Consider the following 16,523-nt stretch of genomic DNA (forward strand, 5'->3'; position numbering starts at 1 on the left):
GGTTCTCCCTGTGACCTTCAGGTCTTTTGTTATAGTCACGCTTGTAATCGCGGGTAAGCGATACAGCCGACTTAGGAATTATTCGACAAAAACTTGGACGCCCGCTTGGCTGCAAGCTTGCCGGCCATACCATTGACTCCTCCGCCCGGGTGGCTGCCTGCGCTACCCAGATACAGCCCGGAAACCGGGAGAGTATCGCCACCCAGCCCATAGGCTGGCCGCATAGTGCTCGAACGCATGGTGGTGGTGTCGATATGGACTACACAGCCATTCACTGTATTTAGCCGTTCTGTGAAGTCCGGTGCTGCCTCGATACGGCGGCCAATGACATGACCATCGATGCCATCCACGTAGTCAGCCAATTGGCGCAACACCTGGTCTGCCACAGTCTCCCTTAGCGCATCCCAGCCTGCTCTGGGGTTGACAGGCATGACTGGCGGATAGACATATACGATGTCCTGGCCGGCGGGCGCTTGAGCCGGATCCGCCGCACTAGGGACCGCAAGCGTAATGTAGGGGTACCTGGGAACTTCGCCACGCTCACAGGCGGCGAAGCTTTCAAGTACTGCGTCTTCCGTACCGATCAACATGACCGTCTTGCGCAAATCAATTCCGTCGCCGCGGATGGCCTCATAGCGTGGAACCGACAACAAACCGTCAAGCGCGACATCCACTTTCAGTGGGCCCGAGCCCTTCGCGTTGGCAGGAGCCATGGCTACCCGTGTGAGCAGGTGGGCAGGCATTTCGCCCGGGGTTACCATTTCCAGCGCTACCTTGGGGTGACAACCTGCTATCACCGCGGGCGCAGTGAAAGTGCGCCCATCAGCAAGCCGTACGCCTTCGATTTTGCCCTGCGAAGAGATGATTTCAGTCACAGTGGCAGACGTAATCACCTTGCCACCCAGCTCCTCGAGACGTGAGCACATTGCGTTACTCAATTGCTGCATACCGCCCCTGACCCGTCCCACGCCAAAGCGGTGCAGAAACCCAAGTAGCGCATAATAGATACCGCCGCCATCAGCCCGAATATCACCTGCCAGTCCCGTCAGCGCGCACATCGCGGAAACGGTCACCGGGTGCTCGAAACGTTCCTTGGCAGCCTGATGAGCGGACCCTGTCATCAGCGCCATGAGTTCAGGCTTAAGGCGCCGGTTCTTCAGCGCCACGCCTAGAACTTTAAGCTTACTTGTCAAGTTGAACCGCGCGGGATCTACCCGCATCATAGGCAGGGCTATATCCATGAACATGTCGATAACATCCATGAACTCAAGAAATGCAGCAGCATCCTTGTGGCTAAACCGCCGAATTTCATCTGCTGTTTTTTGCCGATCTCGCCAAAAGATCAACGAGCTTCCATCGGGGTGTAAATAGACATAACCCGGCGACAACTCGATAGAGTCAAAGCCGTGGTCGGCCAAGCCTAGCTCCTCCGGTACATGGGAGTGCACGCGCATCGACATCATGTCGAGCGCACAAGGATGCACCAGATGCTCCGGCGCCTCAGGGATGAGATAGCCGGACGACGCCATCCCACCCACCTTGTCCAACGCCTCGAGAACAAGAACACGCTTGCCCTCAAGGCCAAGATAGCAACCCGCTGAAAGGCCATTGCTTCCCCCGCCCACGACAATCACGTCGAAATCGGTATTTTTGTTATTCATCAAAGTATCTCCCTACTGGGCTGACTCAGGTTTTCCTCTACCAAACACCTGCCGACAGAGTCCTTGCTACGCCCAATAAACAATGCGTCCGATACCCACTGGCATCACCACGCATGAACATTCGCCGTCCGCTGTATACGGCAATCGGGAACGTAACAAGAAAGAACCGGAGGCGCTGGCTATCCGTTTTACCGGGCGTAAAACGGATAACCAGCGCCCTGACGTGCGAGCAAAGAGCAAAACAACCCTTCCTCTCGCTTCAAGCATCCCGACAGAATAATTCCAATTGTAGAATTTCAATCTGCATATGGAATTATTTTCAATGCTCTGCTAGGGTCTTAGGCAGGCAATCAGATTCGGCTGTACAGCCCATCCAGACTGGGCTGGGAGCACGATGAAAGCCTTTGAAAAATAAAAATAAAAGGACATAAAGTGAAAGCATCTCTGGTTTACATCCAGGGTGAAGCCGGTTCCGGTCAGCTCTGCCTACCGGAAGGCGTTCCTGCGCAGGGAAATCGGGATGCACGTCCCGCACCTTCATTGTTCTACTACCTAACCTCGAACTCGTTGCCTGGCAGCAGTGCCGGACAGCGATTTTTCGCGCTCTCTTTATAAAAACAAAAACGGAGAAAGATCATGAAACTGAAAATTGCTATTGGCTTGCTAGTTGGCGGCCTGTCCGCCACATCTCTGGCCGCAGTGAGCCCGGATGAAGCCAGCGCTATCGGCGATACCCTCACACCATTGGGCGCTATTCAGGCCGCGAACGCCGATGGCAGCATTCCGGCCTATGAGGGGGGTCTGCGAACCGCTCCCCCGGGATTCGAGCCAGGTACTGGGTTTTGGAAAGACCCCTATGCTGCGGACAAACCCCTGTATCGGATAACTGCGGCCAATCTAAGCGAGCACGAGCACCTGCTTAGCGCGGGGCAGATAGAGGTATTGAAGCGCAACCCTGATTACTACATGGACATTTACCCCAGCCACAGATCTGCTGCCTACCCGCAGGAAGTGCTGGACGCAACGGTGCGTAACGCAACTACCTGCCACACCCTGAAGGACGGCTTGGCGATTGAGCCAAATTGTCGTGGCGGCTTACCCTTTCCGATCCCCCAAACAGGCAATGAAGTAATCTGGAACCTGCTCGTGCGTTATAACGACGGCAAGTTTGGTACCACTACCTCTTCGTCCAACACCTGGGTCGTTGATAGAAACGGGTCAGTAACCCAGTCTGCCAACCAAGCTACGTTCGTTGAGCGCCCTTACTACCAGACAGATGTACCAGGCCGACCGGAGGATCTTTTTTACCGGGTTTACTCGTTGACCAAGCAACCCGCACGCAAAGCTGGAGAGCTCACTGGCCTGATGGACTTTATCGATCCGACCGACAAGCCGCGCCGTGCCTGGAGCTATACCCCTGGACAGCGGCGCATCAAACTCGCCCCCGAGTTCAATTATGACACTCCGGTGGGAAGCATGGGCGGCTTGGAGCTGTTCGACGAACTATTCATGTTCTCAGGCGTGCAGGATAGGTTTGATTTCAAGCTTGTTGGACGCAAAGAGATGCTGATTCCATACAACACTTACAAGTTCTACTTCGATTGTGAGGACCAGTTCCGCACCTCTCATGTAAACCCCGAATGCGAGCGCTGGGAGCTGCACCGTGTATGGGAGGTTGAAGCAACCTTGAAACCAGGTATGCGTCACGTTTACAGCAAGCGCACCTACTATCTCGATGAAGATACCTATGGTGCCGGCCTGTACGATGCCTGGGATCAGAACGGCCAGCTGTATCGCTCGATGATGCTTGGAGGTGTCCAATTCTATGACCACGACATCCCCTACATCGTGAAGCACTCCATGTACGACTTTAATAAAGGCATGTACGGCATCGTCAACGACGGGATGGATGGCGGCTATCAGGTTCTCACCGAAGCTCGCACTGAACGTGAGCTAAACCCCGAAGCCATCGTGATGCGCGAATCTCAACGCTAAAACCAACTCACCAATCCCCTTGAGCTTCGCGGCCAAGGGGAATTGCTAAGGCGTAACGGATGCGAACGATCAATCTATCCTGGGACGTAACTCACCTTACCCCCTTCATATCCAAAGTTGACCTATGCGGCTCTCTGTTCCTGCCGGACAAGTTTGGCGACAACGTACCAGCGTCACTGACCCTTGTTGTTTGCCTGCATGGCGGCAGCTGCTCACGCAGCTACTTCCATCCGCCATACCTTGACCCGAGTTACAGCTTTGCCGAGTTTATGACCGATAGAGGCTACCTGGTTCTAGCGCTCGACAATCTGGGCATGGGTGAAAGCAGCAGGCCTGAGCCCGAATCCAAGCTGACATTGAATGTGATAGCAGAGGCCAATCACCTTGCCACTCAACAGTGTGTTCAAGCCTTAATGTCGAACCAGTGGGGCACGTTGGCAGAATCAACAAGCCTGACAGTCGCCGGCTTGGGCCACTCCATGGGCGGTATGCTGGTCACCTATCAGCAAGCTCATTACAAGAGCTTTGATCGCCTTATCGTCGCAGGCTGGAGCAACCTGCCTCTGGAACTGGCCGGTGCCAAAGTAGAAGCGATGAAGGCGGCACTACCCCCCAGCGGCTACATACCCACGGATCGATCGCAGATGCGCGCTCTTTTCCACCTGCCGGATGTTGCTGAAGCCGTAATAACTGCCGATAACCAGCACTCGAGCCTGACGCCCGTCACTCTGGCCACCGCAGCACTCACTCCAAACGTGGTTGTCGCCAGTGCCGCCAACATTTTCTGTCCGGTATTGCTGGCATACGGTGAAGTTGATGTCAGTCCTGCACCAGAGAAGGAACCTGAGTTTTTTTCCAATGCGTGCGACAAGACACTCTTATGTGTTGCCGGGAATGCTCACTTGCACAACTTTGCAAACGCACGGTCTGATATCTGGGAAGGGATCGCCGAATGGACTAAAACAGGCCAGCTTCCCCTGTCTTTAAGCTCCAAAATAAACTCCAGATCCAGCGATAAAGTCTAGGGCTTTGACTCCTCCACCTGCAGAACACAGAGAGAGCTTCTGGCATGATCACCAGCATGGATCATTTCACGATCGTAACCGATCAGCTTGAGTTAACGCGTCGTTTTTATACTGACCTGCTTGGACTCCGGGTAGGGCAACGACCGGATTTCCCGGTCCCCGGGATTTGGCTATATTTAAAGGATGAGCCGGTGCTGCATGTTATCGAAGTTAAAGAAATGCCCGTTCCACGCCGTGGCGTTCTAGATCACATGGCTTTTTCCGCCAATGATTTGATCAGGACCTTGGGGGCTCTGCAAAAGCACCAAGTAACCTTTCGCATCATACGTAGCCCCGACACCCTTACATGGCAGGTTTTCTTTTACGACCCGAATGGAGTAGAAGTCGAGTTGGACTTTGCACCGCACGAAGCCCCCCCTGCTAACTGGAAGACGCTGTCGTCTCGATGACCTATCAGATCAGCCCCGAATAGGCGCCACCATCTAGTTGTAGGTTCTGTCCTGTTATATAGCCTGCCTGCTGCGAGCAAAGAAAAATGCAGGCCGCGGCAAGCTCTTCGGGCCGACCAAAACGACCAGCAGGAATGGGGCAAAGCATCTCCTCACGTGCCTGCGCCAAACTAATCCCCTTGTGCTTCGCCAATTTGTCTGTCATGTAGCGCAGGCGGTCTGTCTCAATCCTTTCCGGCAGCAGGTTGTTGATCGTCACATTGTCCCGGATTACCTCCGCAGAGAGCGCCTTGGAGAACGCGGTAAGCCCGGCACGGGCAGCCGTTGACAGTCCCATGGCCAAGCGCGGAGTCTTCACCATTGCGGAGGTGATATTGACAATCCGACCAAACTTGCGCGTTCGCATGCCCGGAACAACGTCTTGAATAAGCGACACCGCAGACAACATGTTTGCTTCGAGGGCGGCATGCCAGCGCGCGTTGTCCCAATCAGCCATGTCGCCCGGTGGGGGACCACCATTGTTGGTCACCAGGATATCCGCACTGGCCAGCGGTTCGGCGAGTTTTTCTCGACCCTCTTCGGTGGCAATGTCAGCCACCACCTGCAACGGCCTTACGCCTGTGATCTGCGCAATTTGCCTGGCAGCGCACGCTAGGGATGCCTCATCACGACCATTGATCACTATGGCGCAACCTTCGAGTGCGAGCGCCTGTGCACAGGCAAAACCAAGCCCGCGGGAGGAAGCGCAAATTAGCGCTTTGCGCCCTTGAAGCCCTGTTTCCATAACTATACTCCCGTTGCTTTTCTCGACTAGCAAAGCGCTTGATTTCAGGGTGCCCAGTGCGCGTGCAATGCTTTATCCTGATTACCCAAAAGCGTCATGTATCAAGAGTGTGACATGCCTACTGATGACCTCCAGTCTTTCTCGGCTCGCGCCGAACCCAGCAAGCGAGATACCCTTGAGCGCCTGCTTTCAGCGGCCAAGAAGATCTTTGCCCAAAAAGGTCTGGCCGGGGCGCGAATGGAGGATATAGCGCGGCAGGCAGGAGTAACCAAGCAACTGGTTTACCATTACTACGGCTCCAAGGAATCCCTGTTTACAACAGTGCTGGATGACTCGTCACGGCAAATAATGGATGAGCTCGTCGCACTGAATGTAGAAAACCTGCCGCCACAACAGGCCCTCTTGACACTGCTCGACTGTACCTTCGAGCAGTACATGAACGACCCACTACTTGGCTCATTGGCGCTTGAAGGTATCCGCTATCATGAGTCAGCTCACGACGATCAGGTCAACAGTTTCTCCGGTCAATCGCCGGCGCTAAAAGCCAAGTTTGCCTCGCTACTGCAGCGTGGGATATCCGACGGAATTTTCCGTGCGGATGTAGATGCCCGTTTTCTGCTAGCCACATCAGCGCTATTGATGTCTGGCGGCTTTACCAACCATTACACCCTCTCGGTTCTGGTGGGTTTCGATACCAGGTCCACAGAGGGTATGAAAATTTGGCGAGAGCATGCGGCGAATTTCATTCTCGCCGCAATTATCAAACCTTGCTAAAACAAACCCTTTACAAGGTTTACATGCCCTTACGGTCGGACTGACTGAAGAACGCCTGCATCGCCACCAGCGAAGGCGTATGGCTTGAAAAGCCGCCATCAGCGACTAACGTTGTGCCCGTAACAAAAGACGATTCATCACTGGCAAGAAAGGCAACCACGTCGGCAATTTGTCTTGGCGTGCCGAGTTCAGGAGTCATGTGATTATCCCGCAGAATATCCAGCAGCTCTTTCGGCATGGATGAATGTGCGTTTTCTGCCGGAGCGAGCCCAATCTGTACCGCGTTACCCCGAACCCCCTGCTTCCCATACTGCGCCGCGACCAGTTTCGGCATCATGTTCAACGCCGCCTTGGAACAGGCATAACCCGTTAGCGAAAGGTCACCCTGAGCGCCCAGACCAGAGGTCGCAAAAATCACCGAGCCCTTTCCCTGTTTCACCATCACTGGTACGACGTGCTTGGTACATAGCACCGAACCGCGCAGGTTGACAGCAATGGCACGGTCCCACGCAGCAATGTCCAGGTTGCAGATGTCTCGATCATTCTGACGCTGGGCGACGTCAAGCACTGCAGCATTGTTGTGCAGTACATCGATACGGCCGAATCGCTCCATGACCGCACTGACCATCGCCTCAACACTTTCCTCGGATGAGACATCGGTCGCGACGCTCATCGCCGAGCCGCCTGACGCCTCAATCTCCGTTGCCACGCGCGCGGCAGCAGCTTCATTGATATCCACAATAGCCAGACTGGCACCATGCGCCGCCAGCACTCGCGCACATTCCGCGCCCAGACCACCGCCAGCACCGGTGACTATCGCTACGCGCCCATCAAGTTTTCCCGTCGTCATCTTGTAACTCCGTACGTTAAGGTCAGTATCACTCACCGGTAAAAACAGGCTGACGCCGCTCGCCAAATGCAAGCGCAGCCTCCTTGGCGTCTTTTGTGGTCGCCAACAAAGAAAACAGGTCGCGCTCCAGGCTCAGCCCGGCACCAAGCTCCATTTCCAGGGATGCGCGAGCAGCACGCTTGACAAAGGCCGATGCCATTGGCGGCTTTGCGGCGATCTTGTGCGCTAGTGCACTCACCTCATCAAGCAAGCTGTCGCTGCTCAAGGAGACTCTGGATACCAACCCGATACTCAAGGCCTTTGCGGCGTCCAGGCGGTCGCCAGTCAAAAGCATGTCCATTGCATGGCCTGGTGAAACAACCCGGCTAAGCCGCTGTGTTCCCCCACCACCTGGAATCAGACCGAGGCCCGTTTCGGGCAACGCGAGGATGGCGTCGGGTGCAGCAACGCGGATATCCGCAGCCAAGGCGAACTCCAAACCGCCGCCCATACAGTAACCGTGAATGGCCACTACCACCGGTTTGCTGACTCGATCGAGATAGTCTATCCAGCTCGATAACTCAATGCGTTTGCGCACATCAAGCGATGTCTCAACGCCGCGCTTCTCTTTGATGTCCGCTCCAGCGCAAAAACCCCGTTCACCTTCACCGCGAATGGCGATAGCACGCACCGCGCAGTCGCCTTCCAGCAAAGCCAGCGCGGCAGGTACTCCCTGACGGATATCATCATTAATCGCATTGATCTGGCCAGGCCTGGTCAGGACGACCCAGCCAACCGCACCATCACGAACAATCTTGACTGCGCCATTGATCGCGACCGCCGTGGCTTCTACGTCAACACTCATATCAGCACTCCTCAAACTCAAACAGCTGACCATTTAGATCGTTTGGATCGACGCGAATGAGTGCCTTGCCGGCTACAGCGTCGCTGGCCTCAATCCAGGTGAACTTGGTACCGCGAGCTCGCAGATCCTCTGCCTTAGCTGCTAGATCGTTGACTGCAATACGAATGTAGTAAGGTCCTGGCCCCCAGCTGTTCAGGTACAAGCCTGCTTCACTGTCCCACCGGGTTGCCTCGATCAAGTCTAAAGTGGCGCTATTGGGCAGGGTAAAGCCCATTCGAGCGCGACGGTAACCCTCGCTCTGAATGGTCTCGACAGGGCCACTCGGCTCCCAATCAAGATTTGTTGAGACACGGCGCAGCGTCTCGTTCAGATCGCGTACCAAGTACCCTCTTGCTGAAACCCGAACCATGTCACCTGGCTTGACATCACGCGGTTGTACCGGCGGCTGTGCGAAAGTCTCTGGCGGCATTTGAAGCGGCTCCACCGGCATTATCTCGATACACAACCCGCCATCTACTATAGGATCATAAATGGGCTTTTCCGGGGTCGCTCCCAACCATAGCCGGTCAAAGGGCATGTCAGGCGTGCGCTGAGCCATGCGAAATGGCAAACCTCGACGCATGAGCTTGCTGACCAGCGCATCAAACTTGTCACCATGCAAAGCAAGCACGATAGAGTGCGTCAGCATCGGTCTATGTTTGCCTTGAAACGCTTTCAGACTTTCCAGGAAATCATGAAACATCGGATCGCCTGGGTTCGGGCGATCAAGATGCCATTGCGGCTCAACCCGCGTCGGGGACACAGCAAGAGACTTGTGCACCCGGAGAAAATGAGCAATGTATGGGTGATCATCAAAAGCCTGGCGCCAGCGCTCGTGTTTATATATGCCCAACTTGTCGACCAGCAACTCGGTCATACCATCGGGGTCCGGCACCATCATGTCGGCACTCATCAAAAGCTCAAACATAGTCTTCTCCGTCTGTCGTTCTTGCCAGCCGAAACAACGGCGGCCATTCAATTCAAGGCGGTGACCTCAAACGCCACCCAGCTGGTACTTCAAAAACTTGCTACCTCTTCGCGCTTGTCAGATGACGGGGCCGCATGGCGCACTTGCCCAGAGGATAGCGAGACGTTTGCCTCGTCTGAGCTATCGCCTTGGCCATCTGAGCTTTGCTTTGGGTTGAGCAGAAAGTGCGATAGGGCTGGAATCAAAATCAACGCACCGAGCATGTTCCAGAGGAACATAAAGGTCAGCAGGATGCCCATGTCAGCCTGAAACTTGATAGGGGACCAAGCCCAGGTTATTACGCCGGCGGCCATGGTCAGGCCAATAAGCGCAACTACACGCCCGGTAAAGTCGAGTGACCTGCGATAAGCTACCGCCAGGCTTTCACCACGCTCCTGTACAGCCACCTGCACACTCAATAAATAAAGCGCGTAATCCACCCCGACCCCAACACCAACGGCTATCACTGGCAGGGTCGCCACCTTCAGTCCAATACCAAGCACGACCATCAGCGCCTTGCAGATAATCGTCGTCATGATCAGGGGAATAAGTGCAACGATGGTGGCACGGATACTTCTGAAAGTGAGCAGGCAAAGCAGCGCAGTTGCTCCATATACCGCGAAGTACATGGTGATAATACCCTTCTCTACTTCGATGTTGGTTGCCGCCTCGATACCCGCATTGCCGGCTGCAAGCAAGAACTCTACCGGACGCTCGGCATCCGGCGCAGTGTTGTACTGTTCAGCAAAGTCTTCTACCACCCCCATCACACGGTTAAGCGTCTCGGCCTTGTGGTCTGCCAAGTAAGCTACCAACGGCGTTACTGAGCAGTTCTGATTGGTGATGCCAGGTGATGAAATCATGGCTGCATCGACCGAGGCATTGGTGATCGCCTGGTCACGACTGATGGTCAGCCACTTTGCGCTGCCTTCAGCCATGCCTGAGGACACAACACGAACAGTGTCTGCCAATGAACTTGTCGTCTGCACACCCTCGGTCTGTCTAAGCTTCCATGCCAACTGATCCATAGTCTGCAACGGCCGGTAAAAGCGGCAGCCGTCCACGCCAGTTTTCATGATCACCGCAAACTGATCACTGGAAAGTCCATAGTGAGAGGTTATATAGGCATTGTCTTGGTTATAGCGCGAGTTCGGGCGCAACTCCGGTGCGCCCGGGTCGAGATCCCCAATCTGTAAATCCATCATCAAGACTGTGCTGATTGCCGTGACGAGAACAGAAGCACTGATTGCCATCAGAGCCCATTTTCGCTCGGTAAAGTAATCCAGCCTTTGCCATACTCTGCCCAGCCAGTTCTTGTTGGCCTGTCCAGCCTGGTCTTTATCGATGGCAATTTGCGCCGCTTTCTTACTCACTCCAATGTAAGAGAGCGCAACCGGAATAAGAATAAGCTTGGTAAAGATCAGGACCGCGACACCAATACTGGTAGTCAACGCCAAGTCGCGGATTACCGGAATGTCGATAATTGCCAGTACTGCAAAACCAACAATATTGGTCAGCAACGCGGTGAGCCCGGTCAGAAAAAGACGTCGGAACGTGTAGCGCGCAGCGACATACTTGTGAGTGCCGCGGCCGATGTCCTGCAGGATGCCATTCATTTTTTGCGTGCCGTGCGATAGGCCAATCGCAAAAATCAGGAAGGGTACCAATATCGAGTAAGGGTCGAGTTCGTAACCGAGTATCTGCATTAGCCCCAAAAGCCAGATCACACCGGTTACCGCAATTCCCACCAGCAACAGCGTGCTGCGTAAGCAGTGGGTGTACAGGTAGACAAATATTGATGCGATCACCACCGATATGGCGAAGAACAGCATCACTACTTTCAAGCCATCGATCAGATCCCCAACAAGCTTGCTGAAGCCAACAATGTGGATGCCAATGGAGTCACTTTCGTAGGCACGGATTTTCTGTTCCAGCTGATCGGAAAAATCGCCGTAATGCAGCGGCTCCCCCGTTTGCGGATTGGTATCCTGCAGTGGCGCAACAATCATGCTGGACTGACCGTCGTTGGCAACCAGACTGCCGGATATAGCGGCGCGCGAAATATTCCGGCGCAGCGCCTGTATACTGCTTTCGCTGCCATCATAGTTCGCCGGCATCACGGCCCCGCCGCTGATGCCATCCTCAGTCACTTCCCGCCAGCGCACAATGGGCATCCAGAGCGACCTCATCCAGGAGCGGTCGACACCCGGTATCAAATACAGAGTGTCGTTCACTTGGCGAAGCACCTCTAGGTATTCAGGGTCGTAGATATCTCCGTTCTTGTTTTCAACGACAACGCGAATGCTATTGCCCAGCCCCGGCAGCTCGGTCTTGTGATCCAGATAATTTTGAATATAGGGATTGTTGACCGGAATCATCCGCTCAAAGCTGGCGTTCACCTCAATGCGAGATGCAAAAAAACCAAGCACCAGCGTAGCAGCCAGACAGCACAGAATAACCAGGACTCGGTGACTGAAAATTAAGCGCTCAAACAGACCGCCAGACTTCTTGTCGAAATCCTCAACATTTTGGACGACAGGCATCCCATTAGTATTATTCTGATTGACCATCTCTATCTCCGAGGATCGACGCGTAGCGACACGCTATGCATGCCCTTCCACCTCGCCAACCTGACTATTGCTATCCGGGTCAGCCACGCAAGCAGCTAACCAGCGTCGATCGCACGTTAAATTAAGGCTTGAGTTGCGTGGTACGCACGCCGGAAAACTGAGCCAGCAGCAACTGATCCGGCGAGTTAAGTAACGCAGCGGAGAAAACCGTGCCACGGTAATCACCAACCAGTTGCGTGAGCTCCAGTGACTTGGTGTCTATCTGCATGACTCCGCCCCGTTGACTGATCAGCAGGGCCCTGCCCTTGCTCAGAGGCAGGCTTTGCACAATGGAAGATTCCTGGCCAGTCTCCACCTTGGTCCAGGTTTCGCCCTGGTCCTTACTCGCGTAGAGGTTGCCCCGCAGCCCATAGACCAGAACCGCGTCAGCCGAAGCCTGAACGCCAAAAAAGGTCCCTGTATAAGGCGTAGGCGTTCTAATAAAGCGCTGTGCCTCATCGTCCAGACGCATTACCAGCCCCTGCTCACCACTGATAAAGGTTTCCGCGCCCGACATGCTCACGGAATATAGATGCATCCGCCGGTCGTTATCTGTCCGCTGTATCCAGGGCTCCCAGTGAAGACCGTTATCGATTGTACGAAGGATCATCCCGAAAGCGCCTACGACATAACCTTCACCTTGCGCATTAATGTAGGCATCCAGGAAAGGTGTAGCCATCACGTCGGGGTCGGACGAGGTACTCATCGCCAGCTCGAATTCACGTAGCATGCTTTCAGATTCGAACTCTTCCAGATCATTAGCACTGGAGTAGTAGTTTTTCAGCAGCGTCAGGAGACTACGGCCATCCAGCACTACGGACCAAGTTTGTCCGCCATCCTCTGTGGCCAGAAAAACCGAGTCATGGCCAACGATCCAGCCATGTTGGTCATCACGAAAGCGAACCTGCACAAGATCACTACCCACCGGGCTAACAACTTGCTGCCAGGATTTACCCTCATCATTGGACAGCATGATCAACCCGCGCAGTCCTACACCGACAAGCCGGCTACCCGCTCGGGCAACACTCAGCGTCGGTTGGGATTGTGGAATCAACTGTTTGGCACCGGCATTGCTGAGCGGATCAAACAACCCCGTCTTGTCCGACTCAACCGTCTCCGATTCCGCTGCCATCGCTGAGATGGCAACTGAATAGGATGCAATGGAGCCAACATAAAACAGGCACATCAGCAGCCGCGGCAACCTGCATGGCAGGCACCCTCTCATCAGGTCGATCAAAGTCATTGTTTTTATCCTCTACGCAGCTCGCTCAAAACGCCGAGTACTGCGATTACATCGCCTGTCACGGTCCAACACGCAAGCGCCACCCATCGTCGGTGGCGCCAAACTGGTGCAATTACCGGGTGGTCTCGCGTGCCACCACTGCTTCTGGGTTCAAATCACGTTCGGAGCGCGGTGCGTCCAGCACTTTGTAACCGCCGCTGAGCGCATCATTGATCAGCCCGTACATACCCTTGTTAAAGTCGTAGATAGAGTGTTTTACGATGTAGGGAATGTCATGGTCGTAAAACTGCACGCCGCCCAGCATCATCGAACGATAGAGTTGGCCGCTTTGATCCCAAGCATCGTAAAGCCCCGCACCAAAGGTATCCTCATCAAGATAATAGGTGCGTTTGCTGTAAACATGCCGACGGTCTTCCTTGAGGGTGGCCTCAACGACCCATACACGGTGCAGCTCCCAGCGCTCGCACTCGGGATTAACGTGGTTTTCCATCAGTTGAGTTTTAGGATCACAGTCGAAGTACAGCTCATAGCTGTTATACGGGATGTACATCTCTTTTTTGCCGACCAGCTTGAACTCGAAGCGGTCCTGCATACCTGAGAACATGAAAAGCTCATCGAACAATTCCAGACCGCCCATACTGGCAACTGGCGTGTCGTAGGCAAACTCAGGGGCCAACTTGACGCGGCGCTGACCAGGCGTGTAGCTCCAGGCGCGTCGGGGCTGCTGGGTAGGGTCAAGGTAGTCCATATACCCGGTAAGCTCGCCTGCTCGGCGCGCGGGTTCCTTGGTGACCGAGTAAACGCGGGAATACATTTGCGGATCGCGACCCTCTACATCATCCTGATAATAGGGACGTTCAACAAAAGTAGCCTGTTCTGATGCCTTGGTTACAGCCCCATTCGACGCCACCAACCAGCTGTTGGATGAACTGGTGGTAGTGCCGTATTTACCGTCGTTGTAACGAACCTGTTGGTTCCACATGACCTCATGGCCGGTCTTAGGGATCGGGAATGGAACGCCACCACGGCATTCAGGCGACAACGTCAGGCCGTTGTTCAGCGTTTCACAGGTAGTTGCATTACGGACTGTAGCATCCAGCACATCCTGTGGTAGCGCGGCGGTACGATGACTTGGAAAGATATCCAGATAGTAATCGGGGTTACGCTTCAACAGCTCCAACTGACCAGCACTCAGCTTATCTGCATGCTCCTGATAGTTGCTGCTGTCGATGCGGAACAGCGGCTCTTCATCCTTGTAGGGATTCACCCAGTAGCCGCTGCCGGGCTCAAAACCGGCAGGGGCGGTCCGGAGTCCCCCTTCATAGGGAGGGATAGTACCCGCCTCATTGCCGGCTTGTTCAGCTCCAAACAAGGTAAGTGCTTTACCGAGCTGGGCAGCCTCCTCGGAAGAAACTGCTGCTACCGCATTGGCTGAAATACCACTTAAAGCCAGGCTGAAAGCGAGTGCATATCTCATAACAATCTCCGTTCTTGTGTTTATTAACTGGGAGCCAGTACTGCTCTATTAAAACGATGTCTTATAGGTGAGCGACAACCAACCACGGTCGGTACCACCAACAGCACCGTTACCATTTACCATGGTCTGGCCGTTGACCGGGTTGATGGTGTTTTTCTCCTGGGCCATCGTATCTGCATAACGCAAGCTGAACTCGTGCTGTTGCTGGTAGGTCATCTTGGCGCCGACCGACCATGACACGGCACCCTCCGACCCACCGCCGGCGTTAGCCGCGTTACCAGAAATACCGTAGTTCACGGTTAAAGGCACAGACAGATCCCACGACGGCAAAATCGCCAGATACTGGGGGGTATAGTTCACTGCCGCCGCCAGGTAATTACGAGTAGAGCAGCCGTCGGACTTATCGCCCTCGCCACCGCTGCGCAGGTCTCTGCAGGCAGCGGTGCCTTCACCCTTATACAACTCTTCATGTTCGGTCACCTTATCCAGGTGGCTGTATACCAGCTCGGCAACCAGCGTCGAACTTTCGGCCAGCCAAAAGCGAGGCACACCGTAAACAGCGTTTACCAATGCATGGTAGGTGTTACCGCGAGGACCTTCATCATCCACGTTGCTGACGCCAGTGGCGTTAAGTGCGCCACCTTTGCGGTAAGACACCTCTGCGCCAATGGAGGCCGAGCCAACGTTACCCGCATAGCTCAAGCCAACCAACTTCACGCCTCGCGGATAAACCAACCGATACCGGCCGGTTGCCATATCGATTTGCGGCGACAGCCAAGCTTGATAGTCGTCGAATTCGCGGTAATAGGCACCCAGCGTGGCGCCTACGCTTTGCAGGTCATAGCGGGCCATCACACCCCAGTTAGCAGAGTCACGACCAAATTTGGAATCGGCGTGTTGTAGGTTGAACCCCGGCGCCGCAGGCAAACGGTCGGGCCCCTCGAAGAAGGGGTCAGCAGCACCAAAATAGGTACCACCATAGGGGAAGCGAGTGTGATCCCACTCATAGAAATACTGTGCAGAAACGGAGAGTGCATTGGTCAACTGCGCTTTGGCAGATACCTGACCAATCGGCAAAAAGACCTCCTTGGTCTCAATCCCTGGACTGGTTACCGCCTTAACCGCGTCGGTAGGAGCCTGCGAATAGGAAATCGCGTGAGCACCAAACAGCAGGCCCTCCCCCCAATACAGGGTGTGCCGACCGACCTTCACGTTCACCGGTACCTGCCCGACATCAAAGTTAGCCCACACGAAGGCATCGAGAATTTCGCCAGAAGGGCCATAGACGTAACGCTCTACTTCGGAGCTGTATTTATCATTGTTATAGCTGGTGGAATAACCAGGCACATTGCTATCGACCGAACGGTCACTGTAGGCATCGTCATACCAGCCGGCGGCACTGACCCTCGCACCAAAGTGCCACTTGTAGGCCAAGTCAACCTCTGTCAGCAGGTCAAGACGATTGGTGACGATATCCCCACGGTCAAATTTGCCATCAGACTCGTCGAAATTAGGGTTGTTCATGATCGCGCTGTCCTGGCTTTCCGCCCGGATGCCGAGGTTGTAGCGAACAGTGTTATCCCAACGCATCCGAATATCTGGGTTACCCAGATCTATCTGCATCGCAGAGGCGCTGCCACTGGCGATCAGAACGGCAATAGCCAAGGCGCTGCGCGCCGCATTCATGTGACCAGTATTGTCGATAGTGTTCATCATTATTCCTTTTGTTTTTATTTTCAGTGACTTATAGAAATCATCCGATTACTGGCCTGACGTAACACTCTGACAAAGCCGCCTAAAAACAGT

General features: G+C 54.5%; 13 protein-coding genes. 4 read left to right on the plus strand and 9 right to left on the minus strand.

From position 1 onward, the window contains the following. Positions 1-71: 71 nt before the first annotated feature. Positions 72-1,661 (minus strand): phytoene desaturase family protein, encoded by a 1,590-nt coding sequence (locus CNQ84_RS17780; protein WP_096006168.1) that lies wholly within the window; start codon positions 1,659-1,661, stop codon positions 72-74. A gap of 636 nt (positions 1,662-2,297) precedes the next feature. Here CNQ84_RS17780 and CNQ84_RS17785 point away from each other — a divergent pair. Genes CNQ84_RS17785 through CNQ84_RS17795 form a run of 3 tightly spaced genes read left to right on the plus strand, consistent with a single transcriptional unit; the run spans position 2,298 to position 5,130 of the window. Then, positions 2,298-3,656, plus strand: a complete 1,359-nt coding sequence (locus CNQ84_RS17785) for a DUF1329 domain-containing protein (protein WP_096006169.1) — start codon at positions 2,298-2,300, stop codon at positions 3,654-3,656. 59 nt (positions 3,657-3,715) lie between these two features. After that, the gene (locus CNQ84_RS17790; protein WP_096006170.1) at positions 3,716-4,681 is read left to right on the plus strand and encodes an alpha/beta hydrolase; all 966 of its coding nucleotides are present in this window, start codon (positions 3,716-3,718) and stop codon (positions 4,679-4,681) included. A gap of 44 nt (positions 4,682-4,725) precedes the next feature. Beyond that, positions 4,726-5,130: a VOC family protein gene (locus tag CNQ84_RS17795; protein ID WP_096006171.1), complete on the plus strand. Its 405-nt coding sequence runs from the start codon at positions 4,726-4,728 to the stop codon at positions 5,128-5,130. Between the two features lie 4 nt (positions 5,131-5,134). Here CNQ84_RS17795 and CNQ84_RS17800 read toward each other — a convergent pair whose 3' ends face one another. Further along, positions 5,135-5,914 carry an SDR family oxidoreductase gene (locus CNQ84_RS17800; protein WP_096006172.1) on the minus strand — a complete coding sequence of 260 codons (780 nt, stop codon included), beginning with the start codon at positions 5,912-5,914 and terminating at the stop codon, positions 5,135-5,137. Between the two features lie 114 nt (positions 5,915-6,028). Here CNQ84_RS17800 and CNQ84_RS17805 point away from each other — a divergent pair, with 114 nt between their 5' ends. After that, positions 6,029-6,688: a TetR/AcrR family transcriptional regulator gene (locus tag CNQ84_RS17805; protein WP_096006173.1), complete on the plus strand. Its 660-nt coding sequence runs from the start codon at positions 6,029-6,031 to the stop codon at positions 6,686-6,688. Positions 6,689-6,707: 19 nt separating this feature from the next. Here CNQ84_RS17805 and CNQ84_RS17810 read toward each other — a convergent pair whose 3' ends face one another. From CNQ84_RS17810 to CNQ84_RS17840, 7 genes are all read right to left on the minus strand, one after another. Beyond that, on the minus strand, positions 6,708-7,538 hold the full coding sequence (locus CNQ84_RS17810) for an SDR family NAD(P)-dependent oxidoreductase (protein ID WP_096006174.1): 831 nt from the start codon (positions 7,536-7,538) through the stop codon (positions 6,708-6,710). A gap of 28 nt (positions 7,539-7,566) precedes the next feature. After that, positions 7,567-8,382: an enoyl-CoA hydratase/isomerase family protein gene (locus tag CNQ84_RS17815; RefSeq protein WP_096006175.1), complete on the minus strand. Its 816-nt coding sequence runs from the start codon at positions 8,380-8,382 to the stop codon at positions 7,567-7,569. 1 nt (position 8,383) lies between these two features. Continuing rightward, positions 8,384-9,349: a VOC family protein gene (locus tag CNQ84_RS17820; RefSeq protein ID WP_092287629.1), complete on the minus strand. Its 966-nt coding sequence runs from the start codon at positions 9,347-9,349 to the stop codon at positions 8,384-8,386. An 89-nt stretch (positions 9,350-9,438) separates the two neighbouring features. Then, positions 9,439-11,958: an efflux RND transporter permease subunit gene (locus tag CNQ84_RS17825; protein ID WP_096006176.1), complete on the minus strand. Its 2,520-nt coding sequence runs from the start codon at positions 11,956-11,958 to the stop codon at positions 9,439-9,441. Between the two features lie 121 nt (positions 11,959-12,079). Next, positions 12,080-13,240, minus strand: coding sequence for a WD40/YVTN/BNR-like repeat-containing protein (locus CNQ84_RS17830; RefSeq protein ID WP_228247469.1), 1,161 nt, complete (start codon positions 13,238-13,240; stop codon positions 12,080-12,082). Between the two features lie 112 nt (positions 13,241-13,352). Beyond that, on the minus strand, positions 13,353-14,717 hold the full coding sequence (locus tag CNQ84_RS17835; RefSeq protein ID WP_096006177.1) for a DUF1329 domain-containing protein: 1,365 nt from the start codon (positions 14,715-14,717) through the stop codon (positions 13,353-13,355). A gap of 48 nt (positions 14,718-14,765) precedes the next feature. Next, positions 14,766-16,430: a DUF1302 domain-containing protein gene (locus tag CNQ84_RS17840; protein WP_096006178.1), complete on the minus strand. Its 1,665-nt coding sequence runs from the start codon at positions 16,428-16,430 to the stop codon at positions 14,766-14,768. Positions 16,431-16,523 lie beyond the last annotated feature (93 nt).

Source organism: Pseudomonas abyssi (assembly GCF_002307495.1).
GTDB classification, from domain to species: domain Bacteria; phylum Pseudomonadota; class Gammaproteobacteria; order Pseudomonadales; family Pseudomonadaceae; genus Halopseudomonas; species Halopseudomonas abyssi.

Excerpts from the sequence above, each read along its gene's own strand:
- CNQ84_RS17780 (WP_096006168.1), bottom strand. The coding sequence starts at position 1,661 with ATGAATAACAAAAATACCGATTTCGACGTGATTGTCGTGGGCGGGGGA.
- CNQ84_RS17785 (WP_096006169.1), top strand. The coding sequence starts at position 2,298 with ATGAAACTGAAAATTGCTATTGGCTTGCTAGTTGGCGGCCTGTCCGCC.
- CNQ84_RS17790 (WP_096006170.1), top strand. The coding sequence starts at position 3,716 with ATGCGAACGATCAATCTATCCTGGGACGTAACTCACCTTACCCCCTTC.
- CNQ84_RS17795 (WP_096006171.1), top strand. The coding sequence starts at position 4,726 with ATGATCACCAGCATGGATCATTTCACGATCGTAACCGATCAGCTTGAG.
- CNQ84_RS17800 (WP_096006172.1), bottom strand. The coding sequence starts at position 5,914 with ATGGAAACAGGGCTTCAAGGGCGCAAAGCGCTAATTTGCGCTTCCTCC.
- CNQ84_RS17805 (WP_096006173.1), top strand. The coding sequence starts at position 6,029 with ATGCCTACTGATGACCTCCAGTCTTTCTCGGCTCGCGCCGAACCCAGC.
- CNQ84_RS17810 (WP_096006174.1), bottom strand. The coding sequence starts at position 7,538 with ATGACGACGGGAAAACTTGATGGGCGCGTAGCGATAGTCACCGGTGCT.
- CNQ84_RS17815 (WP_096006175.1), bottom strand. The coding sequence starts at position 8,382 with ATGAGTGTTGACGTAGAAGCCACGGCGGTCGCGATCAATGGCGCAGTC.
- CNQ84_RS17820 (WP_092287629.1), bottom strand. The coding sequence starts at position 9,349 with ATGTTTGAGCTTTTGATGAGTGCCGACATGATGGTGCCGGACCCCGAT.
- CNQ84_RS17825 (WP_096006176.1), bottom strand. The coding sequence starts at position 11,958 with ATGGTCAATCAGAATAATACTAATGGGATGCCTGTCGTCCAAAATGTT.
- CNQ84_RS17830 (WP_228247469.1), bottom strand. The coding sequence starts at position 13,240 with ATGACTTTGATCGACCTGATGAGAGGGTGCCTGCCATGCAGGTTGCCG.
- CNQ84_RS17835 (WP_096006177.1), bottom strand. The coding sequence starts at position 14,717 with ATGAGATATGCACTCGCTTTCAGCCTGGCTTTAAGTGGTATTTCAGCC.
- CNQ84_RS17840 (WP_096006178.1), bottom strand. The coding sequence starts at position 16,430 with ATGAACACTATCGACAATACTGGTCACATGAATGCGGCGCGCAGCGCC.